Genomic DNA, 26,740 nt, shown 5'->3' with positions numbered 1-26,740 from the left:
CAGAAGCGAGGCGCCAACGACAACTTCGGGAGAAAACGAAAAAGGGCAGCCATTCCTGGCTGCCCTTTCTTCAAGTGTGATTTCGGCTTTCGATCAGAAGGTAACGCGCACCGCCAACTGCACTTGCCGTGGTGTGTATGCAAAGTTGCTATTGGCATTCGTAACCTGTCCAAATGTGCTGTTGGACGTAAGCGTCGGGGCTGCTGCAGTGCCACCAACCGCATATCCCAACGTGTTCTGGTTCGTGGGATTGAAATGGTTAAAGAGGTTGAAGGCTTCACCAATGAACTCAGCAGCATAACGTTCGCGGAAGGTAACCTTTTTCGAGAGTCGTAGATCCATGACCTGAGTGTTGCGCAAATGGAAAGTATTACGCTCAAGTCCGGGGATGCCCTTTCTCCCGTTCGAGCCATTCAGGCCAGCGCCACCAGCGAAGAGTGTGGTGGGTGCAGCAACCGGAGCATTACCCGATGTTGTCAGAGAGTAAGGCAGACCGCTCTGCACTTGGAAGAGGGGAGCCAATTCCCAACCATTAATCAAGTAGCCCTTCCAGCCGTCGGCTTTCCAAGGGGAATCAATGACCGCATTGAAGACGAACCGACTGGGAACGTTGTAGATGGAGTTACCGTACTCGCCCTTGAGGTTATACGGGTCTAGCAGATCGTTGGTGTCGGTAAAGGTGGCTTCGTTCTGGACAAAGTCCAGGGCGTGTGCCCATGTGTAGTTGGCACTGAACTGGAGACTATGGGACAACCTGTGATTCAACTGAACGGCAAGTGCCTGGTAATTCGAGTTAATGCCACTAAAAATATCGGTCATGGCACCGAAGTTATTGTTAATGCGACTGGTGTATAGAGGAGAGGTGATTGTCTGCCCTGCCAGCGGGCCACCGCTGACTGTATACGTAATCGTCGCAGGAGGATTTACTGTCTGGCCGGTGCTATTCAGGAACGGTGTACCGGCGCGAGCGATGTTTGAATCCACGAACCCAGGCAATTGACGTCCATAACTGCCCAAATAGCTAACCGACATCACGGTGTTCCAACCGAGATCCTGTTGGAACGTGAGGTCGGTTTCGTGAATCTGAGGAGCTTGGAAATTGCCATCAAAGAATTGGACGGCAGGTTTTGCCGCGACCGCACCGGGTAAAACTGAAGAGTTGTTAGCTGGCGGCGGAATAACCTGCGGGAATGTAGGCGCGCCCGCAGTGGTTGCGCTGAACGAGTAAGACGCCTGGCCACCGGGCATCCCAGTATTGATCAAAGCGTTGTAGATCGTGGAATTGATGATGCGGCCGTAGAAGATGCCGTATCCTCCGCGCAGCACCTGCTTGCCGTTGCCGCGCAAGTCCAAAGCAAAGCCCACACGGGGAGCAAAATTGTTCTTGTCGTCGGGTAGTTTTCCCGTTTGCGGAATGGCAGGATTCACCAGGGCAGAGAATGGTGAGGGCAGCATCTCATAATCCCAACGCAAGCCTAGGTTCAGAGTCAGGCGCGGGAAGATTTTCCAATCATCCTGGCCAAAGAACCCGACCTCATCGGTATTGAACTCGAAGCCAAGAGGACCAAACGCCTGAGTGAAATTGCTATAGCGCTTGCCCGGGCTTAGGACGTCGGAAAGGTAATTTCCAAACGTGGTGTATGTATACGTTCCAAACTGAGTCCGAAGGTTCTGGCTCACGTCGTTGGTATGGAGATAATCACCGCCGAATTTGACGCTGTGATTGCCATGGCTCCACGTGACCGTGTCGGCGAACTGCTGCCGCTTCTCATCAGGAAACTTCGGCCGCGTGAGGAACGTCTGCGTGCCAAGATCGAAGGTGTTGAAGCTGAAGAACACATCGGGTGTGATGCCGAAGGGGTTCGTGTAAGTCCCGGTATTGGTGAGGTGTGCTTGTTCGTAGGCAGTCGGGGGCTGCGGGAACTCAAATTCGAAATCGCGTCCGTACTGATAGCGCGCTTCGTTAGCAATCGTATTGGTGACAAAGGTGCTGAGCTTTGCAATACCCCATGTGTCGCGGACGTAGTCACTGCCAAAGCTCGCGACTCCGAGCGTATTGCTGGCCTGCGTTTGAATACCCTGCGGCGATGCCCAGCGCATCCGGTTCACTTCGAACGACGCGTGATTGCGTTCGGTGATGTTCCAATCAATTTTCGGAAGAAAGATCGTCTGATCTCCGGTGCGGGGGACTGGACCGAGCTCGCCTAGAAAATCGTTGAGACCATTGTTGTAGTTGGTCAGAGCGGTCGCGTACGGAATGTTGAGGTTGTTTGCAATAGTGCAGACGTTGCGAGTCGAATTACTGTTCGTGTTGCCGCTGGTGCTTGCACACTGTGCCGGAGTTTGCCCAGCTGGCTGAGTGGGAGAAGGTGTCTCGAAGAACTGCGCCGGACTTGTCAGGGTTCCCAATCCAGGGAAGTTCCGGCGGTATTGATCGTAGGTAAAGAAAAAGAAAAGCTTGTCCTTAATAATCGGACCGCCCACTCCCAGTCCCCACATCTTGCGCCAGTCCTTGGGTTTGATAACGCTCTGCGTGAAGACGCCGGGAGAAGTTTGTGTAGTGACCTTAGTGAACGGGTTCTTCGCGCCCCAGTCGTTATCACGATCGTAGAAATACAACTCGCCGTGGAATGAATTTGTGCCGCTCTTCGTTACGGTATTAATCACCGCTCCGGCAGCGCGACCATATTCTGAAGAGTAGTTCGACGTGTTGATCTGGAATTCCTGCACGGCAACCTTAGGCGACGAGTAGCCGGCGCGCGTGCGTCCGCGCTCTTCAGAGAAGAAGGCCTGGTTATTGTCAGCGCCGTCGACGGTATTGTTGTTCAGAAGGGTGCTGATGCCGCGAACGCTGATGAGTCCGAAGCCGCTGGAGTTGTTGACCACGCCGGGGGTCAGCAGAGCAAAATTCGACCATCGTCCGCCGTTGATGGGCAGGTTTGAGATCTGCGTCTGATCGACGATCGGCGCGAAATCCGCTGAAGTGGTGTTGATTTGCGGAGTTTCAGCGGTCACGCTCACGGTTTCTGCGCTGCCGGCAACACCTAAACGGGGAGAGACGTCTGTCAAGCTTCCAACTTGAACGATCACGTTCTCCGCCTTGTATGGAGCGAAGCCTTGTGAAGTAACCGTCACCGTATAAGTCGCGGGCTGCAGCTGGCGTACGCGGAAGTAGCCCGATGCATCGGTGGTAACTCTTTGTTCCGCGTTGGTTCCATTGTTGTGCACGACCACCGACGCGTTGGGGACGACTGCGCCGGCGACGTCGTAAACCGTGCCGCCAATTGCGCCCTCAGTTGTGGATTGCCCAAGCGCGCTAACGCACAGAGTTACGCTTATCGCGAATGTGAACAGTAGTGAAAGCAACCGACGAAAGTCACCCGAGCTGGGCTCAAGGGTCACATTGCGGAATCTCAACATATTTAGCTCCTCAAAAATGAAACAGATTTCGAACCGGGACCAGCCAGGACGATGCACACGCATCTCAATGGCACCAAGATCGGGGAATACAAATCCTGAACCTTTAGGGGGACGGGGAAATCTATCACCAGTGATAGAGAGTTTTCCATATCTGCTTTTACGCAACATGAAAATTCCGAAACAAGCTAGACCTTTGCATCCCGCGATTTTCACAATGCATACAGATTTTGGTAGATGGCGTGCAAAAAGCAGCCTGAATCTATGAAGGATGGAACTTCTGCCAATTCGCCTCTCATGCCTGCTGGAAATTGCACGGTGTTTTCCAACTCCCGTATAGTCAAACATTAATTTTCCAAATCTATGGCCAAAGACATTCCTATCGGTACCCGAGCCGAGGTGACCAACGAAGTGGAGCACAGGCATACTCTTGCGGCGCTGAGTTCCGACCTTCCTTCAGTCCTCGCTACACCGTGGATGATTGGCTGGATGGAGTATGCCTGTTACCAGGCGCAACAGCCGTTCTGTGAAGACGGCGAGACCACAGTGGGAACCGCCGTCCACGTGGACCATCGCGCTCCTACGACTATCGGCCAGATGGTAATTGCCGAGGCTGTGCTGGAGAGAATCGAGGGGCGCTTCTTTATTTATCGCGTCAGCGCTCGTAACGAGCAGCAGCCGATTGGATCGGGAACAGTTCACCGCGCAGTCGTGAATGTGAAGAAGTTCATGGAGAAGACAAAGGCATCGGGTGATCGGGCCATCCGGTGATCGGGCGAAGTGAAAGCAGGAGCGGCTCACTTCTTTCACTGTCATTTCTCGCGCCTGCTTTCGGCGCGGGGAATCCGCTTTGCGGTATTCAAAAAAACGTGAGCCTGAGAGCGACAGTCGGAAATCAATTGGCTACCCACAAGATTTAGGAGGACTCGATGAGCACTACGGCACCAGTTCAGGATCTCAGTTACCCCATCGGAAAATTTGCTTATGCAGGTCCGATGACCAAGCAGCAGCGGGCTGCGGCGATTGACACGATCGAACAGGTTCCCGCAAAAATGCGCGAAGCATTGCGGGGACTCTCGCCGCAGCAGCTCGACACGCCGTATCGTCCCGGTGGCTGGACTGTCCGGGAGGTGGCGCATCATGTACCTGACAGCCACCTGAATGCGTACATCAGGACCAAGCTGGCACTCACCGAAGATGAGCCCACGATCAAGCCCTATGACGAGAAGCGTTGGGCAGAGCTGGCAGACACGCGCCTCACACCGGTGGAAACTTCGCTCGTGTTGCTCGAAACACTGCACGAGAGATGGAATCATCTGCTGCGGGCGATGTCCGATACGGATTTCGCTCGTACCTTTCGCCATCCTGAGCACGGTGTTCGTACGACTGATTGGATGATCGCGTTGTATGCATGGCATGGTCCGCACCATGTCGCGCATATTACGAGTCTGCGCGAGCGGAATGGGTGGTAGGAATCGGGTGATCGGGCCATCGGGTGATCGGGTGAAGTAAGAGCCGAATCCAAGTTTCTCTTGTCTGTGACATCATCATCGTTCACAAGGCTGTGATAGGGCGGATCTAAAGCGACGTGCACTTCACCCGATCACCCGATCTCGATGTCTCTCTCTTTCTCCATCTCCGCGACTGATGGTTCCGGCCGCCTGGGCACGATCAGAACGCCGCACGGCGAAGTCGAGACTCCTGTTTTCATGCCGGTAGGGACGCTCGCTTCGGTTAAGGGCGTTCCGCAGCACCTTCTCGAAGAGCTCGGCGTCCAGGTTCTTTTGGGAAACACTTACCACCTCTACCTTCGGCCCGGGCATGATGCCATTCGCGAGATGGGCGGACTGCATCGCTTCATGTCGTGGGAACGCAGTATTCTCACCGACTCTGGGGGCTTCCAAGTCTTCAGCCTGAACGAGCTGCGCAAGGTTTCGGAACGTGGAGTCGAGTTTCGCTCGCACCTCGATGGCTCCAGCCACTTCTTCACGCCGGAGCGCTCGATGGAGATCCAGATCGCGCTCGGCGCGGACATCGTGATGGCGTTCGACGAGTGCACCGAGCATCCGGCGGAACGCGAGCGAGCACGCGAGTCGATGGAGATGACCGCACGCTGGGCGCGGCGGAGCAAAGAGTACTTTGATCAGCACAAAGATGAGGTGCCGTGGGAAGAGGATCGTGAGGGTAGGCAATCTTTATTCGGCATCGTGCAGGGCGCTATGTACTCGGACCTGCGGCACGAGTCTGCTGAGCGTCTGCTGGAGCTGGATTTTCCTGGATACGCAATTGGCGGGCTCAGCGTTGGCGAGCCGCGGGAGTTGACGCGCGAGATCATCGCCAATACTTTGCCGCTGCTTCCTAAAGATAAGCCGCGATATGTGATGGGGGTTGGGTACCCCGAGGAGATTGTCGAATACTCGGCAATGGGCGTGGACATGATGGATTGTGTGTTGCCCACGCGTGCAGCGCGGCATGGACTGCTATTTACCTCGGAGGGCCGAATGAACATCAAGAACGCTCGCTATGCGCGCGATCAGCAGCCTGCCGATCCTAGGTGTGCTTGCATGGTGTGTTCGCGTTACACGCGTGCGTATCTGCGTCATCTTTTTGTGTCCGGAGAGCCGCTTGCCGCGGTGCTCAACACCATCCACAACTTGTCCCATTACCTTGACACGATGCGCAGCGTCCGTCATGCTATTAAGCTTGGAGAGTTGCGAGCGAAGCTCTCTGAGGCCACGCGGGTTTCAGAGCAGACGAGCTGAGCAGGCTTTTCCTTGAAGCCGCGCCATCCTCAAGACTTGGGGGAGTTCGGCGGCCCTAAAGTCGATTTCGTGATTTGGTGATCGGGTGATTTCGTGATCCGGCGGCCAGTAGCCGCAGAATCAGCGTCCGCCCAGCCAGTCACAAAGTCGCGAAATCATCCAATCGCGAAATCTCTACGAGAAGAGAATTGATCGAGTTACACCCAATTAGCTGTCTGCTTGCCCAATCGTCCGGCTCCGCCATTTTCGGAGTCGTCCCGCTCATCGCGATTTTCGCGATCTTCTACGTGATGTTGATCCTGCCGCAGCAGAAGCGGCAAAAGAAATGGCAGCAGATGCTGTCGGCATTGAAGAATGGCGACAGGGTGGTCACCAGCGGCGGCATTCGCGGGACCATCATCTCCGTGAGAGACGACGCTGTGCAGTTGCGTGTCCCCCCAGATAATTTGCGAATCGAAGTCGCCCGTTCGGCGGTGACCGCTCTCGCTAATCCAGAAGAAGCCAAGTAAATGCGCAAAAAACTTCTACCGAAGACACTTTTCATCATTGCCGTGCTGTTGGTGTTCGTGTACGGCATCTTCCTGGGCACGGAGCCGGAGAAGGCCATTGCCGCCTGGAAGCAGCAAGGGCTGCTGGGCGCCATTCAACAAAACATCCATCTTGGGCTGGACCTTAAGGGCGGTACACACCTGATCCTGCAGGTCGCGGTGAACGAAGCGGTGAACGCTGAGACGGATCGCGTCGTGCAATCGTTGCGCGAGGATCTGAACAAAGCCGGCGTAACTTTCACCGATATCACCAAGCCTGACCCGCAGAATCGTCCCGAGACCATCGCCGTCAATGGAGTTCCGCCGGACAAAGTAGGTGCACTGCGGAATACAGTCAGCGACACGCTTCAGCGATACGACCTTTCCAGCGGCGCCGGTAATTCCTATCAGATTGTGATGAAGCCTTCTGAGCTCACCTCGCTCAAGCAACGGGCGGTACAGCAGGCGATCGATACCATCCGCAACCGCGTGGATCAGCTGGGCGTGAGTGAGCCAGTGATCCAGGAGCACGGACTCGGCGATTATCAGATTCTCGTTGAACTTCCCGGTGTGGACGATCCGGCGCGCGTGCGCGAGATCATGCAGTCCACGGCGATGCTCGATATTCGCCTGGTCATCGGCGGGCCTTATCCGGACGAGCAATCCGCGCTTCAGGCCAACAATGGCGTCATTCCTCCCGATGCGGTGCTCCTGCCAGGCAATACCGGGCGAGATCAGGCTGAGTACTACGTCGTATCACGCACTGCGGCGGTCGCCGGCAGTGACATTCGCGACGCGCAGCCCAGCCGAGATGAGAACGGGCGTCCGGATGTCAATTTTCATCTGAGCAACGACGGCGGTCGCCGCTTCTCAGACTTCACGGCCGCTCACTTGAAAGAGCGGCTCGCGATCGTTCTCGATAATCGCGTTCGCGAGGCTGCAACGATTAATGATCAGATTCGCGATAACGTGCAAATCACCGGCGCCTTCACAGAGCAACAGACTCAGGACCTCTCCATGATGCTGCGTTCAGGGGCTTTGCCGGCTAGCATTCATTACCTCGACGAAGAGACCGTTGGGCCATCACTCGGAGCAGACTCGATTCGGCAGGGTCTGCTGGCCGCGATTGTCGGCATGACTGCTGTGCTCGTGTTCATGCTGCTTTACTACCGCGGGGCTGGGGTAAATGCAGATTTGGCTCTCTTGTTGAATTTGATCATCCTGCTCGGGTTTCTTGGGTTCAGTCACGCGACGCTCACGCTGCCGGGAATCGCGGGAGTGATCTTGACCATCGGTATGGGCGTTGATTCGAATGTCCTGATCTTCGAACGCATTCGCGAGGAGCTGCGAGCCGGAAAGGCTCCGGCGGCAGCCGTGGAGCAAGGATTCGCGCACGCCTGGTTGACGATTGTGGATACCCACGTCACTACCATCGTCTCGGCCGTGATTCTGTTCCTTTTTGGAACTGGCCCGGTACGGGGATTCGCAGTCACCTTGACGTTCGGTCTGCTGGCGAACCTGTTTACTGCGGTGTTTGTCTCGCGCGTAATCTTCGACGCGATACTGAATCGCAAAGAGCGCGGAGAAGCGCTGAGTATCTAAAAGCTGCGCAGCTCTAGGACAATAACTTTGGAACTCTTCAAAAACACCAATATCGATTTTCTTGGGAAGAAATGGTACTTCCTCGGCTTCTCCCTGATCTTCAGCATTGCGGGCATCTTGTCGATGGCGTTCTGGCACCACATTCCCTTGGGTGTCGACTTCAAGGGTGGAACTCTGGTCGACATGAAATTCGCCAGCACTCCGGACCTCGGCAAGGTACAGCATGCGCTGGACGACGCCGGATACCATGATGCGGAGAAGCAGAGGCTCGGCGCCGCTACTGAGAATGAGCTGATTGTCCGCCTTCCACAGCGCGAAACGAATGAGCAGTCGCTCGATCGTGGTCGCAGCGCAATCATCGCTGCCATGGAAAAGTATTTCGGCGGCCAGCCGGGCAAGCTCGACCTGAACAATACGGGTCCATCGCAAATCGCCAGCTACTTATTGGAGAAGGATTCCCTGCAGCTGGGAGCCCTCGCAACCACTCGCTACAACGACATAGCCCGGCAGATTACGGATTTTCGCGACAAGAGGCGCTCCGGTGTGCTTGGCTCCATCGATGAGTTGAGCGGAGTCGTGCCCCCGCAAGTAGTCAGCGCCTTGAAAGACGGTGCGTTTACCTCGCACTTTGGCGTACGGAGCGTACAGATCGTTGGTCCGCAGGTCGGAGCGCAGCTGCGAAAACAAGCAGCTCTCGCTACTCTTTATTCGCTCGCTGGGATGCTAGTTTACTTGGCCTTCCGGTTTGAATGGATTTACGGAGTAGCCGCCGTGGTGGCGGTCTTCCACGACACGCTCATCACGGTTGGGGCATTCTCCTTGACGAATAAAGAGATAACGCTTACCGTTATCGCCGCGATTCTTACGCTGATCGGATACTCGATGAATGACACCATCGTCATCTTCGACCGTATTCGGGAAAACATAAAGCTGTACCGGCGGGAGTCGTTTTCGGAGATCGTAAACCGCAGTATCAATCAGACCCTGAGCCGGACGGTGCTCACATCGGGTCTGACATTTCTGACGGTTCTCTCTCTCTATCTTTTCGGGGGAGAGGTTCTCCATGGGTTTTCCTTTGCCCTGGTAATCGGCATCCTAATAGGTACGTATTCCTCGATTGCAGTGGCAGCGCCCATGTTGGTGGCTTACCAGGATTGGCGTTTGGCGAAGACTGGAACAGCAGCTGTGCCGGGAGTAGCTGGTCGTCGCACAAAAATACGCGCCTGACTGGGAGCAAATTCGGCCCTAGCGGTGTCTATCTAAGTAGAAGTGCCCCTGATGGAGATTGGCTATGTTTGAGGACAGCCTGGTCGAGTCTTCGGGAAGACTAAAAACCAAGCGCGGCATCACTACCTTTTTGTCTTTTGGGTTACAGATGTTGTTGCTCGGCGTGATGGTTCTTATCCCGCTCATTTACACGGAAGCGTTACCCAAGCAGCAGTTGATGACCTTCCTGGTTGCACCCCCACCTCCGCCCCCACCCCCGCCGCCACCTCCGGCAGCAGTGGTGAAGGTCGTGAAGGTCCAAACGGAAATGGTCAACAATCAGCTTCGCGCTCCAACCAAGATTCCCAAAGAAATAAAGATGGTGAAGGAAGACGAAGCACCGCCACAAATGGCAGGCGTTGTTGGTGGTGTAGTCGGTGGCGTGGCCGGCGGCACCATGGGTGGCGTGCTCGGCGGTATCGTTGGCTCTTCGCTTCCGCCTCCTAAGGTTGCGCCGCCACAGAGGGTTCGCGTGTCCTCCGGTGTAGTTGCAGGCAACAAGATATCGGGACCGAATCCGGTATACCCGGCTATCGCCAAGACCGCTCGCATTCAAGGACAGGTGGTTTTGCAGGCTACGATCAGCAAAGGCGGAACCATCGAGAACTTGCGCGCTGTCAGTGGACCGCCGATGTTGTACCAGTCTGCGATCGAAGCTGTGCGTCAATGGCGCTATAAGCCGTACATCCTGAACGGCGAAGCTGTAGAAGTAGAAACCACCATCCAGGTGAATTTCACCCTGAGCGGCGGTTAGAGGCGAGAGGAGCTGGGAAACCTCTTGAAACAAAGTAGCTTCTGAATGAAAAGGGAGAGGCAGAGCTGCCTCTCCTGCAGTTCTGTAGTTTCTGTATCCAGCTTTTTCCATTGGTAAATTGCGCACCTTGCCTTCGGATTACGCCGGAGGTTTGTAGATTCAGTGTTCTTGCTGGTAGCTCCGATCGTAGGTTGGGAACATCCAGCGCTGAGCCGGAGTCGAATTTAGATAACGATGCGACTTTATATTCATGTTTGAGATCTTGTCGCAATCAAACAAGTTCTGAGGAGGACTAACTCAAGTGATTCAATTGGCAACTCTCGCAACGGTGGCGTATTACAAGCTGCCTGCCTTCGCCATGCTGCTTCAGGGTGAAGCCGAAGTCGGATGGGATCCGATTTCGCTGTGGAAGCAGATGGGCTGGCCAGCGCGCCTCGTCGTCATTGTCCTTTTCATCATGTCCGCGTGGTCGATCGGCGTGATGATTGACCGCTACATCGCATTTAACGCTGCCCGCAAACAGTCTCGCGCCTTTGCGCCTCAGGTTGCTGGTGCGCTGCGCGATGGAAAGATCGACGAGGCCATCCGCGTGGCCGAGCGCAACAAGAAATCGCATCTGGCCAAGGTGGTTACCGCTGGACTGCAGGAATTCAAGGCGCACGGCGATTCCAACGATATTCCCGGCGAACAGATCGAGGCCAGCAAGCGCGCGTTGGAGCGCGCCGAAGCCATCGTTCACGCCGAGCTGAAGCGCGGCCTCGGTGGTTTAGCGACGATTGGCTCGACGGCCCCGTTCGTAGGACTGTTCGGTACCGTGATCGGCATTCTGAACGCCTTCCGGCAAATCTCAGCGCAGAAGACCTCAGGTTTGGGTGCCGTCGCCGGTGGTATTTCGGAAGCTCTAGTGACCACGGCGATCGGATTGTTCGTCGCTATCCCGGCCGTGATGATGTTCAACTACTTCACGAATAAGGTCGAGGCTTTTGACGTGGAGATGGATAACTCGTCCTCTGAGTTGATCGATTATTTCCTGAAGCGCAGCGGACGTCGTTAGACGCAGGCTTGGTTAGTCCTCCAACACGATGGTAGAGACAGCATGCTGGTCTCTACCATGGTGCGTATCGAAATCGAGAATAGGCAAACACAATGGCTTTAGCAAAACGAGACGAAGGTAAAAAGGTCAATTCCGACATCAATGTAACGCCGATGGTGGACGTGATGCTGGTACTCCTGATCATTTTCATGGTCATCACGCCGATGCTGCAGCACGGTCGCGCAGTCGAACTCGCGAAGACCACGAATCCTGAGCAGATGCCGGATGCCGATAAGGAAGACGCGATTCTGATCGCGGTTACTCGCGACAATAAGGTTTTCTTTGGCAACGATTTGATCGGTGCCGATCAGCTCAGCGACAAGGTACGAGATCGACTCGCTAACAAGGTTGATAAGCGCGTTTACGTTAAAGCGGACGCGCGCGCAAAGTACGGCAGCGTGGTCGCAGTTGTGGACAACGTCCGATCCGCTGGTGTCGATCAGCTCGGTCTTTTGACGGAGCAGCGGCAGCCTTTGGCTGAGCGCAAGACGCCTCCGGGAGCGACTGGACAGGCGGGCGGTGAATAATTCCAGGTTCTGCCGGCACCGGTAGAACGGAAAAGGGTTTTATATGGCAATGGCAGTCGGGGACCACGGTGGAGGTCCCGCAGCAAATATCAACGTAACGCCACTTATCGATGTGCTTCTCGTGTTGCTGATCATCTTCATGGTGATCACTCCGCTGACTCCTCGCGGTCTTGATGCCTTGGTCCCTCAGCCTCCCAAGGATAAGCAGAAGCAACAGGAGCCCAATGATCGAACTATCGTAGTCCAGGTGGTTCAGGCGGCTCCAGGACAACGTCCGACGCTGAAGATCAACCAGGATCCAGTTAGCTGGGATGAACTCCAGACTCGCCTGTCTGACATCTTCAAGACGCGAGCTGAGCGAATAATGTTCGTGAAAGGCGATGACGACGTTCCATTTTCCGATGTGGCGCAGGTCATCGATATCGCGCATGCGTCTAACGTCGACAAAGTCGGTCTGATTACGGCGAAGATCGAAGCAGGGCAGTAAGGCAGAGTTAGCACTCGGCATTCAGCTGCGAAGCGGCGTGACGGCACCACGAACTCTTTCTTTTGGTGTTCGAGAACGAAGACTGGGCTGAAGGCGGAAAGCCGAGCGCTGAAAGCCACGTTGTACAATGCCGTGATCAAATCGCGGCATATATTTTTGAGTTTTTGCTCTTCAAGGAGCTGGGAAGACTTCATGAACAGAAGCGGACGTTTCCTAGTAGTGCTCGCGATTGCCGCGTCACTGACTGGGGTTGGATGCGACAAGCTCAGAGCCCGAGATCAACTGAATAAGGGTGTTCAGTCCTATCGGAGCGCGCAGTATGACGCCGCTATCGAACATTTCAAAAACGCGGTTAGCCTCGATCCGAATCTTTCCGTAGCCCGGCTCTATTTGGCCACGGCCTATGCCCAGCAGTGCGTTCCTGGAGTAGATACTCCTGAAAATACGCGGAACTGCAACCAGGCAATTGATGAATTCAAGAAGCAGCTCGAGAAGAATCCCGGCGAAATCGGGAGCCTGAAAGGCATCGCTTCGCTCTACTTCAATATGGCAAGCGGCGCAAGCAAGCCGGAAGACAAGTTGAAGTACCTCGATCAGGCGAAGGATTATCATGCGCAGGTGATCAAGAGCGATCCCAGTGACCCTGAAGCCTATTACTCCGTTGCCGTGATTGACTGGACCGAAGCCTACAAGCGTCGCATGGACGCCAAGACCGGCGCCGGCATCAGAGCGGACGAGCCCATCAAGGACAAGAAGCTCTGTTCTGACCTTCAAGGGAAGAACCAGCAGTTAGTGCAGGAAGGCATCGACGATCTAAACAAGGCAATTGAGCTTCGTAAAGACTATGACGATGCCATGGCATATTTGAATCTGCTGTTCCGTGAGAAGGCCGACCTTGAGTGCGGCGATTCCGATGCGCGCAAACAGGATCTGGCGACGGCAGACGACTGGGTGAAGAAGACGATGGAAACCAAAAAGGCCAAAGCCGAAAAACAGCAGGGCCCCGGTGGAATCGTCCTCGACCAGCCGAAGCCGACTCAGTAGCCAGGAAGAACGGCTCCTAGTAAAACCCCTCGCTCTGCGAGGGGTTTATTCTTTTGTGGCACAGCCCTGTTACCAACGCGTTTCGACTGAGGGTGAGTGCACCGCAGGTTTATCTTGACCCTCTGGCCTGATCTGTAATACGGTATGTAATACAGAATATGGCGATTCGAACCGTGAGACTCGACGAAGAGGCTGAAGCGGTCTTGCAGGAAATCCGTGAGGCCACCGGTCTGCCGATTTCCGAAGCGCTCAAGCATGGCTTGAGGGCGTTTCGGGAACGGGTCGCATCAGAAGCTGTGCGACGACCCTACGATGTTTACAAGAGTCTCGATCTCGGAGCTGGTGGTTGGGCTAACGACTCTTCCGCTGAGGTTCGCCGCGGAGTTAGTCGAGCCTTGAAGAAGAAATTCAAGCGGTGATTCTAATCGATGCAGGCCCGCTCGTTGCGTTGTTCGATCCGCAGGATTCTCTTCATCGGCAGTGCGCGGAAACACTTGAAGGCATTCACGAACCTATCAATTCCACGATCCCAGTGTTAACCGAAGCCTTTCACTTATTGCAACCTCAGAGCCGCGGCGCTGACCGGCTTCGGGAATTCATTTCCGGCGGCGGTCTATCGATCTGGTTTTTTACCAAGCCGGCCCTTGTCCGGGCCTTCGAGCTGATGGAGTTATATGCCGATCATCCGATGGATCTTGCCGATGCTTCCCTGGTCGTAGCCGCTGAGTCGCTCCGAACGCGTAAGGTATTCACTATCGATCGCAACGATTTCGAGGCGTATCGCTGGCGTAGCGGACACCGCCACTATTCATTCGAAATTCTCTCCTGAAGCGACACCTCTGACCTCTCGACCTCCTTGTCAAATTTTCGGAGCATCAGTACCTTCTTCTCGGCAGCCAAGAATGACGCTTCCAGCGAGTTCCGCGCGAGCTCGCGGACGTGCTCATCGGTAAACCCGAAAACATCTTGGGCAAGTTCATATTCGCGAGTCAGAGAGGTATGAAACATCGCCGGATCATCAGTGTTCAGGGTCACGAGAAGCCCAGCATCGAACAGCCGACGCACCGGATGCTGGTCAATGTTGGGCAAACAGCCGGTGCGGAGATTGCTGGAAATGCATATCTCTACTGGAATCTGGCGCTGCGCCAGTACTTCGATTAGTTCGGGATCGCGCACGGCGCTCAGGACATGCCCCAAGCGCTCAGCGCCGATATTCAACGCCGCCCAAATAGACTCTGGTCCGGTACTTTCTCCCGCATGAGCTGTCAGCCGCAGGCCATTGTCCGCCGCGTATCGATACAGATCGCGAAATTGTTCGGCCGGCCCCCGGACTTCGTCCCCGCCTAGGCCAACTCCAATCACGTGTCGGTCTTTGTATTGAATTGCCAGTTCGAAAACCCGTTTCGCCGGCTCTACTCCAAAGTGACGAACCGCGTCGAAGATCCAAAGGACCGATACGCCGAAGTCTCGTTGGCCGCGCTCTAGCCCCCGTTCCATCCCTTCAAATAGAGGCTCAAACTCCTGCTGGCGCCAATGAACGACACCAACAGACACGTAGACCTCAGCATGGAGTACTCCTTCCTCATGCAGGCGTTCAATGATGCGATAAGTGATGAGCTCGAAATCCTCCGAGGTAAGCAATCGCTCGGTAACGGCTTTGAAGGCCATGAGAAATCCGTTGAAGTCGGCATACTCGTACAACCGAGTAGCCTCCTCGAGGGTGAGAGGATTCCTATCGTGGCGGCGGCTGAGCTCAGCGAGAGCTTCCGGGGTAACGGTACCCTCGAGATGCAAGTGCAATTCAGCCTTGGGCAGGGCACGGATTAAGGTGCGGTTCGCCATCACCAATACGGTTACTGTATCTGAAACGCGGATTACTTCTGATTACGTGCAACTTTCTCATTTCCATGTTAATCAGATGTTGTACCAATGTGGTGTTCCAGGAGACGAACATGCAGTTCCAGGCGAAACGCGAACCCGAATCTATCTCGTCCCCCTGGAATGATCGTATCTTGATGGCGGCCATCATCGTCACGATGGTTCTCTCGCTGCTGGGATACATGCACGCATAACCCTTTGAGTCCATAGTTTGTTTGCCGGATAGCCAGGTTCTCGCGCCGGATGTAGGATTCCTGCGGTGACGCGTGTAGCTATCGTTGGCGGTGGTATCTCTGGTCTGACGACCGCTTTTTATCTCGAGCAGGAACGTCGTCGTGGGGCTCCGCTGTCGTTCACCGTCCTTGAGGCGGAGTCGCGCTTCGGCGGAGCAATCCAGACCGAGCGGATCGATGGATGCATTATTGAAGCTGGTCCCGATTCATTTCTAAGCACGAAGCCGTGGGCACGCGAGCTATGTGACGATCTGCGCCTCTCCTCTCAACTCATCGGCTCTCGCGATGAGGACCGCAAGACTTACATTCTGATCAACGGACGTCTCGAACCGATTCCCCCGGGGATGCAGATGATGGTGCCCACAAGGATGGGGGCCGTCCTGACGTCGCGGCTGTTTTCCCGCCAAACGAAGCTAACCATGGCACGAGAATATCTCTGGCCACCGCAGCCACTCGGAGCAGACGACGATGAAAGCGTTGCCAGCTTTGTTTCCCGGCACTTCACCTCTGAGTTGGTGGACCGCTTGGCCGATCCGCTGTTGACTGGCATCTATGGCGGCGACGCCTCTGCGCTCAGCGTCCGTGCGACCCTGCCACTAATGGTGGATATGGAGTGTCGCCACCGCAGTCTTGTGCGCGGTGCGTTGGCGGCCAGATCATCGCAGCACAAGAGTGCTCCTCCACAGCCCCTTTTCACCTCGATGCGGGATGGTATGCAGCGCATGGTGGAGTCGATCGTTCGACAAGTACAACGAGAGTCACTGCGTCCTTCTCGCATCGTCGACGGGCTGACGGCCCAAGAGGATGGATGGCGGCTTAGATTCGGAGAGACCACTGAAGACTTCGATCATGTGATCCTGGCTCTCCCCGCGCATGCCAGCGCCAAACTGATTGCCGAGCTCCCCGGTTCGGAGCGTCCGGTTGAGCTGCTGCAGGAAATCTCCTATAGCTCCGCTGTAACGGTCGCCCTGGCTTACGACGCTGCCGCTATCGCGCTACCGCCGGGCTTCGGCTTTCTTGTCCCGCGCAAGGAAGGTAAGCGCATGATCGCTTGTACCTTCGTTCATAACAAATTCGAGAACCGAGCTCCCGCAGGCACTGCGCTCATTCGCGTATTTATGGGCGGCTCACGAGATCCCGAGATTCTGGATCAGACGAAGGAACAGATTACTGAAATCGCTCGCCGCGAAATGCGCGAGATCCTGAACATTGACGCCGAGCCGCAACTCGTGCGTGTCTTTAAATGGCACAAGGCTATGCCCCAGTATGGCGTTGGACACTTGCTGAGAATCGCACGCCTGGAAATGCACATGCAGCGTTTCCCCGGCTTGCACCTCAGCGGCAATGCCTACCACGGAATCGGAATCCCCGACTGCGTGCGCACGGGACGCGCCGCCGCTGACGCCATCATGCGACGGATGCGCTCCCAGCGCGCGCTGGCGTAAAAGGCAGCGACAAGCAATTAGCGATAAGCACATAGGCGCAAAACGTGGATCTGGCCGTCCTCGGCGGGGTGCGTGAGGCGTGCCGCAGTCCCTTTCAATCTCACACTCCCCAAAAAAATCTGCGTGAATCCGTAAAATCCGCGTTCATCCGCGTGAGGTTTTGGTCTTGGTGTTAATGGTCGGCAAAGTGGAAGCGCAAAAAAATCGGGCGGACCGAAGTCCGCCCAGTCGCTTGTCTGCTGTTCGTTTTGTTGTCCTAGCCGTTAGAAACTTTGACGGGCCTGCCGTCGAATGATGACGTTCTCGCGGCCACCCTTTGTCGCCGGAACCTAAGCAGCAGAGTAGCCCACGTGGCCGAGGCCGCAAAGTAACTTAAGTCACTTTGCGCGCTGCGACTCGCGGTTCGGCAACTTGCAGCCTCTCAGGCATCTCCCCAAAAACTCGAATTGCCAGTATCGTTGGCAGTGCCGATGGCTGCCGCAACCAAACGGAAGTGGCTCTTACTGCTCGCGATCCCTTTCATCGCGCTTCTGTGCACGCCGCTTTACTCGCGCATAAACCCCGTCGTTTGGGGCTTTCCATTCTTCTACTGGTACCAGTTCCTCTGGATTCCGCTTAGCGCCGCTATCACATTTCTGGTGTACCGGAAGAGCGGCCGATGAGGACAACACTCGATTGGACGGCGATTTCCGTCTTCACCTTCTTCCTCATCGTCATCAGCGCAGTCGCGTTTATGGCCACACGCTGGAAGCGCGCGGATCTCAACCTGATCGAGGAGTGGGGACTCGCCGGACGCAGGTTCGGAACCGTCATCACGTGGTTCCTGCTGGGCGGCGATCTATTTACTGCCTACACGATTATCGCGGTTCCAGCGCTAGTCTATGGCACCGGAGCGCCAGGCTTTTTCGCGCTGCCATACAGCACCGTATCCTTTGCCTTCGCTTACCTCACAATGCCGAGGCTCTGGGCGGTATGCCGGAAGCATCACTACGTAACGGCTGCTGATTTCGTGCGTGGACGATACGGCAATCATTGGCTGGCCCTGGCTATCGCCGTGACCGGAATTCTCGCTACTGTGCCATACATCGCGCTGCAGTTGATTGGGATTCAGGTTTCGGTTGGCGCGTTAGGTCTGAGCGGCAGCGGATGGACTGGACAGTTGCCGCTGGTCATCGCCTTTGGATTACTCCTCGGATACACCTATACGGGCGGACTCCGCGCACCGGCGAGCATTGCCTTCATCAAGGATGTGATGATCTATATCGTCGTTCTTGCAGCGATCATATGGCTTCCGATGAAGCTCGGCGGCTACGGAAACATCTTCCACTCCGCCGCGACAGCATTGGCGAACCGGCCCAATCCGGCATCGTTAGTGTTGCGACCAGGCCAGTATCTGCCTTTTTCAACATTGGTTCTGGGCTCCTCATTGGCGTTATTCCTGTATCCGCATAGCATCACAGCGGTTCTTAGCTCCTCCAGCGCGGCCGTCATCAAGCGCAATTCGGCACTGATGCCTGCATATAGTTTGTTGCTAGGAATGCTGGCCTTATTGGGCTACGGTGCGCTGGCGGCTGGAGTATCAGTTACATCTTCCAGCTACGTGGTACCGGCATTGTTCCTGAAGATATTTCCCCCGTGGTTTGCAGGATTCTGTTTTGCAGCCATTGCGGTAGGAGCGCTCGTGCCTGCCGCCATCATGTCGATCGCGGCTGCGAGTCTGTTTACGCGCAACATCTGTCGTGAGTATCTATGGACCAATCTTTCACAGCGCAAAGAAGCACGACTGGCAAAGCTGCTCTCGCTCTTGCTCAGCGTTGCTGGTCTACTGTTTGTCCTGTTCCTGCCTACGCAGTATGCGATTAACCTCCAATTGCTTGGCGGAATCTGGATCGTGCAAACGCTCCCGACCGTGATTCTCGGACTCTTCACGAGCTGGTTTCGCCCGGCTGCTTTACTACTCGGCTGGGCAGTGGGGATGGCAGCGGGCACTGCGATGGTGATCTCGCAGAAGCTCACGGCGGTATTCCCGTTGCGTATTGGAGGCCGGACGTTCTCCTCGTACGCAGCCGTAAACGCGCTGGCGCTCAACCTGCTGGTTGCGACTGTCCTCACTGTTCTACTAAATGCCTTTAGCAGCAGCGAGCGCCGTGACGAGACATCTGCGTCCGATTACGACGACAGTGATCCTCAAATCGAACTTTCGTCGGAGCGTCTGGTTACGGAGCAGTCGGCGCCGAAGGTCTCACGGTAATTAATCGGTCCTCTTTTGGATCGAGCTCAAGCCTGATGTCCTTGTACTCCACCTCTGACGCTCCAGCATGAATCTGCAATCCTATGGGTCCCCTACGGAGGCGCGTTGCGTCTTCATCGGTGTAGCGCGTGACTTCGACCCCATTCACCGCCATCCGGATAGTTCCCGTCTTGAGATGAGCCAGAATCTCGGATTCGTGCCAGGCACCCGGATCGAAGTCCGGATGTGGCAGCTTCTCGCGCGGTGGACCTTTCTTCCCAGGGTGGTAATCCCACATGCCGCCAGTGGGAGGAATCACAAGAATGCAATTACCGTATCCCCAATCCGTCTTGCGCTCGCCCCAGAAGCAGACGCCCAGATGATTCTTCTCGCTGACGAGCCGTGACTTCAGAATGAGCCTGAAATCTGAGTAATCTCCATTCGAGAGGATGAGTTGCCCTCCATGTTCCGTGATCCCGTGGATTGCATCATCCTTTACCGACCAGATCGTCGGATCGCCGCTCCATCCGTTGAGCGTCTTGCCGTCAAAGAGTGGGTTTAGGACCATGCTCTGGTAACGGACAGAAGGTTTGGCCTTCGACTCTCTCATTTCGGAACAACTACAGAGCATCATGCTTCCGGCAAATAAGGCTGCGGCAAATCTGTGCATTTCAGATGCGGTCCCCGAAGAGCGAAATTTTGAAGTCCCGATTATGCAACGCGCGACAGATTACTGGGCCTCAGTTCGATAGCCGAAAATGCGGTGCCTCGAGAAAATGCACCGGTCCACACAGCAGGTTGATTCATGGGAGTACACTAATGCTCTTGCTCCGCGTTGCCGTACCTCTTTTCTTCAAGGAGGCGTTCCCATGATCTCTTTTACTGTGAATGATCGGCGCGTTGATGTGGACGTCGATCCTTCAACTCCTCTCCTCTGGGTGCTGCGCGACAGCCTGGGCTTAACCGGGACGAAGTACGGCTGTGGCATGGCCCAGTGCGGCGCTTGCACGGTGCATCTCGATGGCGAAGCCTTGCGCTCCTGCGTCGCTCCGGTGTCGCGCGTGGCCGGAAAGAAAGTTACGACCATCGAAGGACTGTCTCCTGACCTGAGCCATCCACTGCAGCGTGCCTGGATCGCCGAGGATGTTCCCCAGTGCGGCTACTGCCAGTCGGGGCAATTGATGAGCGCGGCAGTCTTGCTGCGCGAGAAGCCCCAGCCTACCGACGAAGACATCGACGAGGCGATGACTGGAAACATCTGTCGATGCGGCACGTATCCCCGAATCCGCAAGGCGATTCACCGAGCTGCCGGAATGATGACGAAAGGCGGCGCCAAATGAGCACTCCCCTTTTGGAACGTCGCGAATTTCTGAAGTTTTCCCTGGCGGCAAGCGGTGGCCTGCTCGTTGGTCTTTATATTCCCAACGGAGCAAAAGACGCGTTCGCGCAGGAGGCTTCAACCACCAGCTTCATGCCGAATGCCTTCGTGCGCATAGGCAGCGACGAACGCATAACTGTGATCGTAAACCACTCGGAGATGGGACAGGGGGTTTACACATCCCTGCCTATGTTGCTGGCAGAGGAACTCGACGCAGACTGGAAGAATGTAGGCTTTGAGCCCGCTCCGGTGGATCCGAAATACAACCATCCTATCTTCGGCATGCAAATGACCGGCGGAAGCTCCAGTGTGTACTCGGGCTTCGAGCAATTTCGCAATGCAGGGGCGGCTGCGCGCGCGATGCTGATCGCCGCTGCTGCGCAGAAGTGGAACGCCGATCCGGCGACAGTACGGACCGACTCAGGCGCGGTGCTCGACGGAGCAAACCGCAAGCTGACGTATGGGCAGTTGGCAGAGCTTGCAGCGAAGATGAAACCACCCGAGAAGGTGGCACTCAAAGATCCAAAGACGTTCAAGATAATCGGTAAGGCCAAGAGCCGGCTAGACACTCCCGAGAAAGTAAATGGCAAGGCCATTTTTGGCCTGGATGTCAGGCAGCCCGGCATGCTGACCGCAGTCGTTGCGCGGCCTCCGATCTTCGGCGCAAAGGTTCGGAATTTTGATGATTCGCGTGCACGAGGCATGTCGGGTGTGCGCAAGATTGTCGCGGTGCCGTCGGGTGTGGCAGTGATTGCCGATTCGTTCTGGCAGGCAAAGGTGGCTCGTGACGCGCTCAAGGTGGACTGGGACGAGGGCGCAATGAGCAGCTTCAACACCGCGCAGATGATGCAGCAGTTTCGCGAGCAGGCCAAGTCTCCGGGAAAAAGCGTGCGCAAAGACGGCGATCCAGAAGCTGCGCTTGCCTCGGCCGCCAAGAAGATTGAAGCGGTCTATGAAGTTCCATACCTTCCGCACGCCATGATGGAGCCCCTGAATTGCGCGGTGGACTTGCGGGCAGACTCCTGTGAGATCTGGACCGGAACGCAATTTCAGACCGTCGATCGGATGAATGCGGCCAAAGTCGCGGGACTCCCGCCGGAAAAAGTACAGATCCAGACCACCTACCTCGGTGGAGGATTCGGCCGTCGAGCGAATCCGCAATCGGACTTCGTTGTAGAAGCGGTCCATGTGGCCAAGGCGGCTGGGGCTCCTGTGAAGGTGGTGTGGACGCGGGAAGATGACATGGAAGGAGGCTGGTATCGTCCGGCGTTCCTGCACGCTATTGTGGGCGGTGTCGATGCAAGTGGGAAGGCGGTGAGTTGGCGGTCGCGGCTGGTTGGGCAATCGATCATGGCCGGAACAATGTTCGCGGAAGCGATGGGTATGACGAAGAAGGGCTACGATCCTGCTTCGGTCGAGGGCGTTGACGATCTTCCTTATGAGATTCCCAATCTGGGAGTAGAGTCTCATCAAGCAGAGGTCCAAGTGCCTGTCCAGTGGTGGCGATCGGTGGGACACTCCCACACCGGTTTCGCCACAGAATGCTTTATTGATGAGCTTGCTACCCTGGCCGGCAAAGACCCATACCAGTTCCGCCGCGATCTTTTGCAAAAGCATCCACGTCACCTGGGTGTGCTCGACCTGGCTGCGCAAAAAGCAGGTTGGGGGAAGCCGCTACCCAAGGGTCGAGCGCGTGGGATCGCAGTCCACGCGTCGTTTGAAAGCTATTCGGCACAGGTGGCTGAAGTGTCGGTCGCCGAAGGAAACGTTCGCGTGCACAGATTGGTATGCGCGATCGATTGCGGACGCTATGTGAATCCGGGGATCATTGCGGCGCAAACGGAAGGTGGCGCGATCTACGCAGCCTCGGCTGCCCTGTTCCAGGAGCTCACGTTCGATGGTGGACGTCTGCAACAAACCAACTTCCATACCTTCCCAGTGATGCGCATGAATGAATGTCCTGAGATAGAGACGCACATCGTGGAGAACAACGAGAAGTCGGGCGGAATTGGGGAGCCAGGCGTGCCATGTACTGCGCCGGCCATCGCCAACGCAGTGTTCGCCGCGACCAGGAAACGAATTCGCAAACTGCCGATTCGCATGACGGAGGCGGTATGAATCACCTGCGTCAATCTGCTCGCATTTCCCTGACAATCGCGCTGACTGCGTTTCTTGTTTTGGGCGGCGCAAGCTGGTCTTCGCAATCGGCAGCCGCGCGGAAGACTGACCGGAACGCGGCTTCACGTGCAGGGAACAGCGACTTGTTTTTGTCCTTCGTCTCAGTACTGCGGCACCCTCGATGCATGAATTGTCACTCACAAGGCAACTTCCCCCGGCAGGGCGACGATGGTCATCCTCATGCGATGAACGTACGCCGCGGACCCGATGGCCACGGTGTCACCGCGGAAAAGTGCGCTACTTGTCATCAGGACCACAATCTCGCGGGTGCACACTTACCACCCGGCGCGCCGAACTGGGGGCTGCCTCCTGCAAGCACGCCGATGATCTGGCAAGGCCTGACAGACGCCCAGGTTTGTCGGTCGATCAAAGATCCGAAGCAAAACAAAAATAGGAACCTCGATCAACTCGTAGAACACCTGACTGAAGACAAGCTAGTGATGTGGGGTTGGAATCCGGGTGAAGGCAGGAATGCAATTCCAATGCCTCACGACGAGTTCGTCTCAAAAGTAAAAGCATGGCAGGCCGCAGGTGCGCCATGTCCGACCGATACAACTAGAGCGGCAAAGTTGTAAGACGCAGACAGGAACTGCGGCACGTCTCGGCCTATGGCTGAGTCGTGATCTGTCCGATGTTGGCGACGTTGTCGTCCTTTTTCATTGACGGTACCGAGCAGATGTAAAGAACTACGCCGGCTGTAGGTGCACGCGCCTCCCATACTGTCTTGCCAAAATAGTCGGTCACATAACCAATCTTCATTCCCTCAGCTACATAGGTACCGCGCCTCACCAGTGGATAAAAGAATCCTGCATTCGGACTGGTCACACTTGAAACTTTGCCGAGCCAGACTGGGTTTTCGACCGTCGGCGCAGCGCCCGGAAGCATCTTCAGATATCGCATTACGTTGTAGCAGCCATCAACCAGCTTCTGCACATCCTCCGGCTCGGTCGTTCCGGAATAGCCTGCCTCCACAGCAATCGCAGGCTTGCCACGAGTGCTAGCCGTGCTATCTAGATAGCGGGATGCGCTGGGATCCTTTGGCCGATCGGTTACGACGATGATGTGATCGAGGCCAAAGGCGAGCACCATTCCGTGCGAGGCGCTGTCAAGACGTTCGTTTCCTGTCTTTGACCAGTACGAATATGGGCGCAGGCTCTCGTCGAGGTCGCCGCCGTGTAAGTCGATGAGATAGTCGCACTTCTCCACAACTTCTTTCGTGATCAGCCAGGATGCTCGCTCTGTCTGCGTGCCATTCGGATTCCCAGGATAGAAGCGGTTCATGCTTTTGCCGTCGATCGGATTCACGTGCGGCACTTTTTTCTCGAAGGAGCTGAGGTTCACCAGTGGAACGATGATCAGCTTTCCCGACACCTGGGTTGCATCGATGGTCTGGATGACCTTCTCCAGCGCAATGATGGACGCATACTCTGTTCCATGCGCTCCAGACACGAGTGCCAAAGTGGGACCTGGCTTGCCTCCATTTACCACGACCACCGGAATGTTCGTGGCGGGATCCGATCCCGCAGGGACTTCGAGATAGCCGGTCGCTTTCTGGCCGGACTCCGCAGTCGCAGTGCCAACAGAAAAAGTTGCGGCACACGCAGGCAAAGCGCATGCCAGAGAGAGGACAACTCCGAGCAGGGAAGTTCGCATGCCGCATAGGTTACAGAAAACAGGTGACAGCGAACAGGGGATAGCGCACAGCTCCCAAAAGGGCAGCTTCAGATTGCAGCTTCGTGCTGCTTCACTTCAGGCTGGGAGGAAAGCGCAGCGAGGAGTTCGGCAATGGGGGCGTTGTCACCAAATGTCTTGCTGGTGTGGGCGTATCGATCTACATTGCCGGGGCCGAAGACGAAGCTACCACCGAGCTGAAAAGGATTCTTTCCAAAACGGTGCTGCCGATGGCCAGCTTCTTTCGCGCGTTTGCGGGCAATCGCATTGTCTTTGCGAAGGATGTGCAGGACAGATGCCCGCTGGAGCTGGACAGCTTCGTAGGCCTGCCGTTGCTCATCGACCAACAAGGGGAAGGTGATGCCTGTCTCTTCGCGAAAGATGCGCGCGTAGTTCATATCGCCCAAGCTGATCGATCCCAGACGCGCACCCTTCGCGATGAATGCTTGCTGATTGGCGCTCAACTGAGCCACGTGCTCACGGCAGAAGATTCAACCATAGTGCCTTAGGAACACAATGACAGCCGGACTATCCGCCCACAGGGAACCCAACTTCACCTGGTGGCCGTCAGTATCCGGCAGCACAATCTCGGCCAGCCTGGCGCTGAAAGACATTCACGGATTCTCAAGCCGTGAATTCAGACTGTCAAGCACACGCTGAGTGAGGAGTCAGTTTGACTATTACTTGAGACGAATCCACCCTCAAGACTGTCATCCCTCGCGCGTTTTTTGCGCGGGGGGCCGAACCGGCGATCACTTCCGCTATGCCGACTTCTCATTACTTTTCTTGTTGGAGCCGTCCGAAATTCGGAAAATCAATAAAACTGACATTTTTCCTAGTACGCTTACCCATCCAGAGCCCCGGTTGTTGATCGCATCGCACCACGAAGCCATACATGACGCGGGTCGGAGTTGAGCCTCGGATGCCAGGCCATGAGGAAATGAAACGCGTGCAATTCTTGTGGCGCCTTCACGAGCCGCAACCTGCGGTCGCGTTTGATAACTGATGTCATGCCGCCAGTTAGCGTAAGGACCAGTTCCGTGCCCGGAAGGCATTGCAGCGCCACTCCGAAGTAAGGCACCCGAATACAAGAGCTGCGTTTTGCACCGAGAGCGGCCAGTTGCTTGTCTGGAATTGTTTGCACGCCTTCATAGGGGGAAACCACGATGTGGCTCGCGGCCAGATATTGCTTAAGTATCAGCCGGTCGCCAAAGTGGCTTTCGCGCGCCACAGCGCAAATCCAATCTTCTTTGTAGAGCCTTTCCAACTGGAAGTGCGATGGCAGGAGCCCCTCATCATTGCGGAGAACAAGATCGAGCTGCCCATGTTCGACGAGCTCCGTGATGCCACTCTGCCATGGAAGAAATTCAAACTGCACTTGATAGCGTCCGTTCGCATACTGCCGGCACAAGCGCGGGAGTACCACTGTACAAACATTATCCGGGCCCGAGATGCGGAAATGGCTTTTCTCTCGCAGGGGATCAAACAGAGCCGGCGCAACGAGATTCTCCATCCTAGGTAGTAGTCCCTCCAACTCGTCGAGAATCTTTCGACCTCGCATAGTCAGTTCGAAGCCGTGCGGCGACCGAACCAGAAGGTCATCCTGAAACATCGCGCGTGCCCGCTGCAGGGCCCGGCTCACGGCGGGCTGGCTGAGGAACAGGCGGGATCCGGCCGCGGTGATGCTTTTCTCCTCGGCGATCGCAGCGAACGTAACCAGGAGATTCAAATCAGCCTGACGCAATTTCTCTAGACGCATAGACATAATGCCTATTATGCATGACTCGCATACGTATGTCTGCGCATCTGAAGCTGTGTGAGTCAACAGAACTGCACAGACGGAGGATTCAATGCTACGAGAAAACGGTTTCGAGAATAAGCAGGTAGTCATCGTAGGTGGGTCGTCGGGGATCGGCTTGGCAGTCGCCGAAGAGGCGGCATCGCAGGGGGCCGACGTTGTGATCGTCTCCAGCAGTGCAGAACGCGTTCAGGAAGCCATCAAATCTATCGGAGGAGAAGCACGGGGACAGGCGGTTGACGTCTCCGACGAAAAGGCTGTGGAAAGTTTTTTTACGAACCTTGGCACCTTTGATCACTTGGTTTTCACTGCAGGTGACAGCCTGCAATTGAACGAGCTTGCTAAGACAGATCTCAAGCAGGCGAGACGCGCATTTGAACTGCGTTATTGGTCTGCACTTGCCACGGTCAAATACGGGAGTCCACAAATTCGAAAGGGCGGCTCTATCGT

Annotated in this window: 26 protein-coding genes; 20 read left to right on the top strand and 6 right to left on the bottom strand. The window is 55.8% G+C overall.

What is annotated here, in order from left to right; all coding sequences use genetic code 11:
* Positions 1-93 precede the first annotated feature (93 nt).
* Positions 94-3,420 carry a carboxypeptidase regulatory-like domain-containing protein gene (locus VNX88_07085; GenBank protein ID HWY68412.1) on the bottom strand — a complete coding sequence of 1,109 codons (3,327 nt, stop codon included), beginning with the start codon at positions 3,418-3,420 and terminating at the stop codon, positions 94-96.
* Positions 3,421-3,780: 360 nt separating this feature from the next.
* On the opposite strand from VNX88_07085, the gene VNX88_07080 reads away from it, so the two are divergent.
* The 13 genes from VNX88_07080 to VNX88_07020 all read left to right on the top strand — a co-directional run bounded on the left by VNX88_07080 (position 3,781) and on the right by VNX88_07020 (position 14,308).
* Positions 3,781-4,188 carry a thioesterase family protein gene (locus VNX88_07080; GenBank protein HWY68411.1) on the top strand — a complete coding sequence of 136 codons (408 nt, stop codon included), beginning with the start codon at positions 3,781-3,783 and terminating at the stop codon, positions 4,186-4,188.
* 158 nt (positions 4,189-4,346) lie between these two features.
* Positions 4,347-4,889: a putative metal-dependent hydrolase gene (locus VNX88_07075; protein HWY68410.1), complete on the top strand. Its 543-nt coding sequence runs from the start codon at positions 4,347-4,349 to the stop codon at positions 4,887-4,889.
* Between the two features lie 144 nt (positions 4,890-5,033).
* Positions 5,034-6,179: a tRNA guanosine(34) transglycosylase Tgt gene (gene tgt / locus VNX88_07070; protein ID HWY68409.1), complete on the top strand. Its 1,146-nt coding sequence runs from the start codon at positions 5,034-5,036 to the stop codon at positions 6,177-6,179.
* A 188-nt stretch (positions 6,180-6,367) separates the two neighbouring features.
* Positions 6,368-6,688 carry a preprotein translocase subunit YajC gene (gene yajC / locus VNX88_07065; GenBank protein ID HWY68408.1) on the top strand — a complete coding sequence of 107 codons (321 nt, stop codon included), beginning with the start codon at positions 6,368-6,370 and terminating at the stop codon, positions 6,686-6,688.
* Positions 6,689-8,308, top strand: coding sequence for a protein translocase subunit SecD (gene secD / locus VNX88_07060; protein HWY68407.1), 1,620 nt, complete (start codon positions 6,689-6,691; stop codon positions 8,306-8,308).
* A gap of 27 nt (positions 8,309-8,335) precedes the next feature.
* Positions 8,336-9,535 carry a protein translocase subunit SecF gene (gene secF, locus VNX88_07055; GenBank protein ID HWY68406.1) on the top strand — a complete coding sequence of 400 codons (1,200 nt, stop codon included), beginning with the start codon at positions 8,336-8,338 and terminating at the stop codon, positions 9,533-9,535.
* 64 nt (positions 9,536-9,599) lie between these two features.
* Positions 9,600-10,328, top strand: a complete 729-nt coding sequence (locus VNX88_07050) for a TonB family protein (protein ID HWY68405.1) — start codon at positions 9,600-9,602, stop codon at positions 10,326-10,328.
* A 301-nt stretch (positions 10,329-10,629) separates the two neighbouring features.
* Complete coding sequence (locus VNX88_07045; protein HWY68404.1) at positions 10,630-11,382, top strand: MotA/TolQ/ExbB proton channel family protein; 753 nt, start codon at positions 10,630-10,632, stop codon at positions 11,380-11,382.
* Between the two features lie 92 nt (positions 11,383-11,474).
* Positions 11,475-11,948: a biopolymer transporter ExbD gene (locus VNX88_07040; protein ID HWY68403.1), complete on the top strand. Its 474-nt coding sequence runs from the start codon at positions 11,475-11,477 to the stop codon at positions 11,946-11,948.
* Positions 11,949-11,991: 43 nt separating this feature from the next.
* Complete coding sequence (locus VNX88_07035; protein HWY68402.1) at positions 11,992-12,435, top strand: biopolymer transporter ExbD; 444 nt, start codon at positions 11,992-11,994, stop codon at positions 12,433-12,435.
* A 192-nt stretch (positions 12,436-12,627) separates the two neighbouring features.
* A complete protein-coding gene (locus tag VNX88_07030; protein HWY68401.1) occupies positions 12,628-13,479 on the top strand; it encodes a hypothetical protein in 852 nt (283 codons plus the stop codon).
* Positions 13,480-13,637: 158 nt separating this feature from the next.
* The gene (locus VNX88_07025; protein ID HWY68400.1) at positions 13,638-13,898 is read left to right on the top strand and encodes a hypothetical protein; all 261 of its coding nucleotides are present in this window, start codon (positions 13,638-13,640) and stop codon (positions 13,896-13,898) included.
* Entirely contained in the window at positions 13,895-14,308 is a 414-nt protein-coding gene (locus VNX88_07020) for a hypothetical protein (protein ID HWY68399.1), read from the top strand. Before VNX88_07025 ends, VNX88_07020 begins: the two co-directional genes overlap by 4 nt.
* On the opposite strand, the gene add is transcribed toward VNX88_07020, so the two are convergent.
* Positions 14,284-15,321 (bottom strand): adenosine deaminase, encoded by a 1,038-nt coding sequence (gene add / locus VNX88_07015; GenBank protein ID HWY68398.1) that lies wholly within the window; start codon positions 15,319-15,321, stop codon positions 14,284-14,286. The genes VNX88_07020 and add overlap by 25 nt on opposite strands.
* A gap of 295 nt (positions 15,322-15,616) precedes the next feature.
* On the opposite strand from add, the gene hemG reads away from it, so the two are divergent.
* The 3 genes from hemG to VNX88_07000 all read left to right on the top strand — a co-directional run bounded on the left by hemG (position 15,617) and on the right by VNX88_07000 (position 19,286).
* Positions 15,617-17,035 (top strand): protoporphyrinogen oxidase, encoded by a 1,419-nt coding sequence (gene hemG / locus VNX88_07010; GenBank protein ID HWY68397.1) that lies wholly within the window; start codon positions 15,617-15,619, stop codon positions 17,033-17,035.
* Positions 17,036-17,505: 470 nt separating this feature from the next.
* Positions 17,506-17,697 carry a DUF3311 domain-containing protein gene (locus tag VNX88_07005; GenBank protein ID HWY68396.1) on the top strand — a complete coding sequence of 64 codons (192 nt, stop codon included), beginning with the start codon at positions 17,506-17,508 and terminating at the stop codon, positions 17,695-17,697.
* Positions 17,694-19,286 (top strand): sodium:solute symporter, encoded by a 1,593-nt coding sequence (locus VNX88_07000; GenBank protein HWY68395.1) that lies wholly within the window; start codon positions 17,694-17,696, stop codon positions 19,284-19,286. The genes VNX88_07005 and VNX88_07000 overlap by 4 nt, the downstream gene beginning before the upstream one ends.
* On the opposite strand, the gene VNX88_06995 is transcribed toward VNX88_07000, so the two are convergent.
* Positions 19,252-19,875, bottom strand: coding sequence for a DUF1080 domain-containing protein (locus VNX88_06995; protein HWY68394.1), 624 nt, complete (start codon positions 19,873-19,875; stop codon positions 19,252-19,254). The two genes, VNX88_07000 and VNX88_06995, sit on opposite strands and share 35 nt — an antisense overlap.
* Positions 19,876-20,134: 259 nt before the next feature.
* Here VNX88_06995 and VNX88_06990 point away from each other — a divergent pair, with 259 nt between their 5' ends.
* Genes VNX88_06990 through VNX88_06980 form a run of 3 tightly spaced genes read left to right on the top strand, consistent with a single transcriptional unit; the run spans position 20,135 to position 23,396 of the window.
* On the top strand, positions 20,135-20,605 hold the full coding sequence (locus tag VNX88_06990; GenBank protein ID HWY68393.1) for a (2Fe-2S)-binding protein: 471 nt from the start codon (positions 20,135-20,137) through the stop codon (positions 20,603-20,605).
* Positions 20,602-22,761, top strand: coding sequence for a xanthine dehydrogenase family protein molybdopterin-binding subunit (locus tag VNX88_06985; GenBank protein ID HWY68392.1), 2,160 nt, complete (start codon positions 20,602-20,604; stop codon positions 22,759-22,761). Before VNX88_06990 ends, VNX88_06985 begins: the two co-directional genes overlap by 4 nt.
* A complete protein-coding gene (locus VNX88_06980; GenBank protein ID HWY68391.1) occupies positions 22,758-23,396 on the top strand; it encodes a hypothetical protein in 639 nt (212 codons plus the stop codon). Before VNX88_06985 ends, VNX88_06980 begins: the two co-directional genes overlap by 4 nt.
* A gap of 31 nt (positions 23,397-23,427) precedes the next feature.
* Here the strand turns inward: VNX88_06980 and VNX88_06975 are convergent, their stop codons facing one another.
* From VNX88_06975 to VNX88_06965, 3 genes are all read right to left on the bottom strand, one after another.
* Positions 23,428-24,474 carry a succinylglutamate desuccinylase/aspartoacylase family protein gene (locus VNX88_06975; protein ID HWY68390.1) on the bottom strand — a complete coding sequence of 349 codons (1,047 nt, stop codon included), beginning with the start codon at positions 24,472-24,474 and terminating at the stop codon, positions 23,428-23,430.
* Between the two features lie 68 nt (positions 24,475-24,542).
* Positions 24,543-24,965 (bottom strand): peroxiredoxin-like family protein, encoded by a 423-nt coding sequence (locus VNX88_06970; protein ID HWY68389.1) that lies wholly within the window; start codon positions 24,963-24,965, stop codon positions 24,543-24,545.
* Positions 24,966-25,336: 371 nt separating this feature from the next.
* Positions 25,337-26,251, bottom strand: a complete 915-nt coding sequence (locus VNX88_06965) for a LysR family transcriptional regulator (protein HWY68388.1) — start codon at positions 26,249-26,251, stop codon at positions 25,337-25,339.
* Between the two features lie 91 nt (positions 26,252-26,342).
* On the opposite strand from VNX88_06965, the gene VNX88_06960 reads away from it, so the two are divergent.
* Positions 26,343-26,740 (top strand): SDR family NAD(P)-dependent oxidoreductase (locus VNX88_06960; protein ID HWY68387.1); only part of this gene is annotated, 398 nt, incomplete at its 3' end.

Source organism: Terriglobales bacterium, assembly GCA_035567895.1.
Taxonomy (GTDB): domain Bacteria; phylum Acidobacteriota; class Terriglobia; order Terriglobales; family Acidobacteriaceae; genus Gp1-AA112.
The sequence above is the reverse complement of the archived record's forward strand: the minus strand, read 5'-3'. Positions and strand labels throughout refer to the sequence as shown.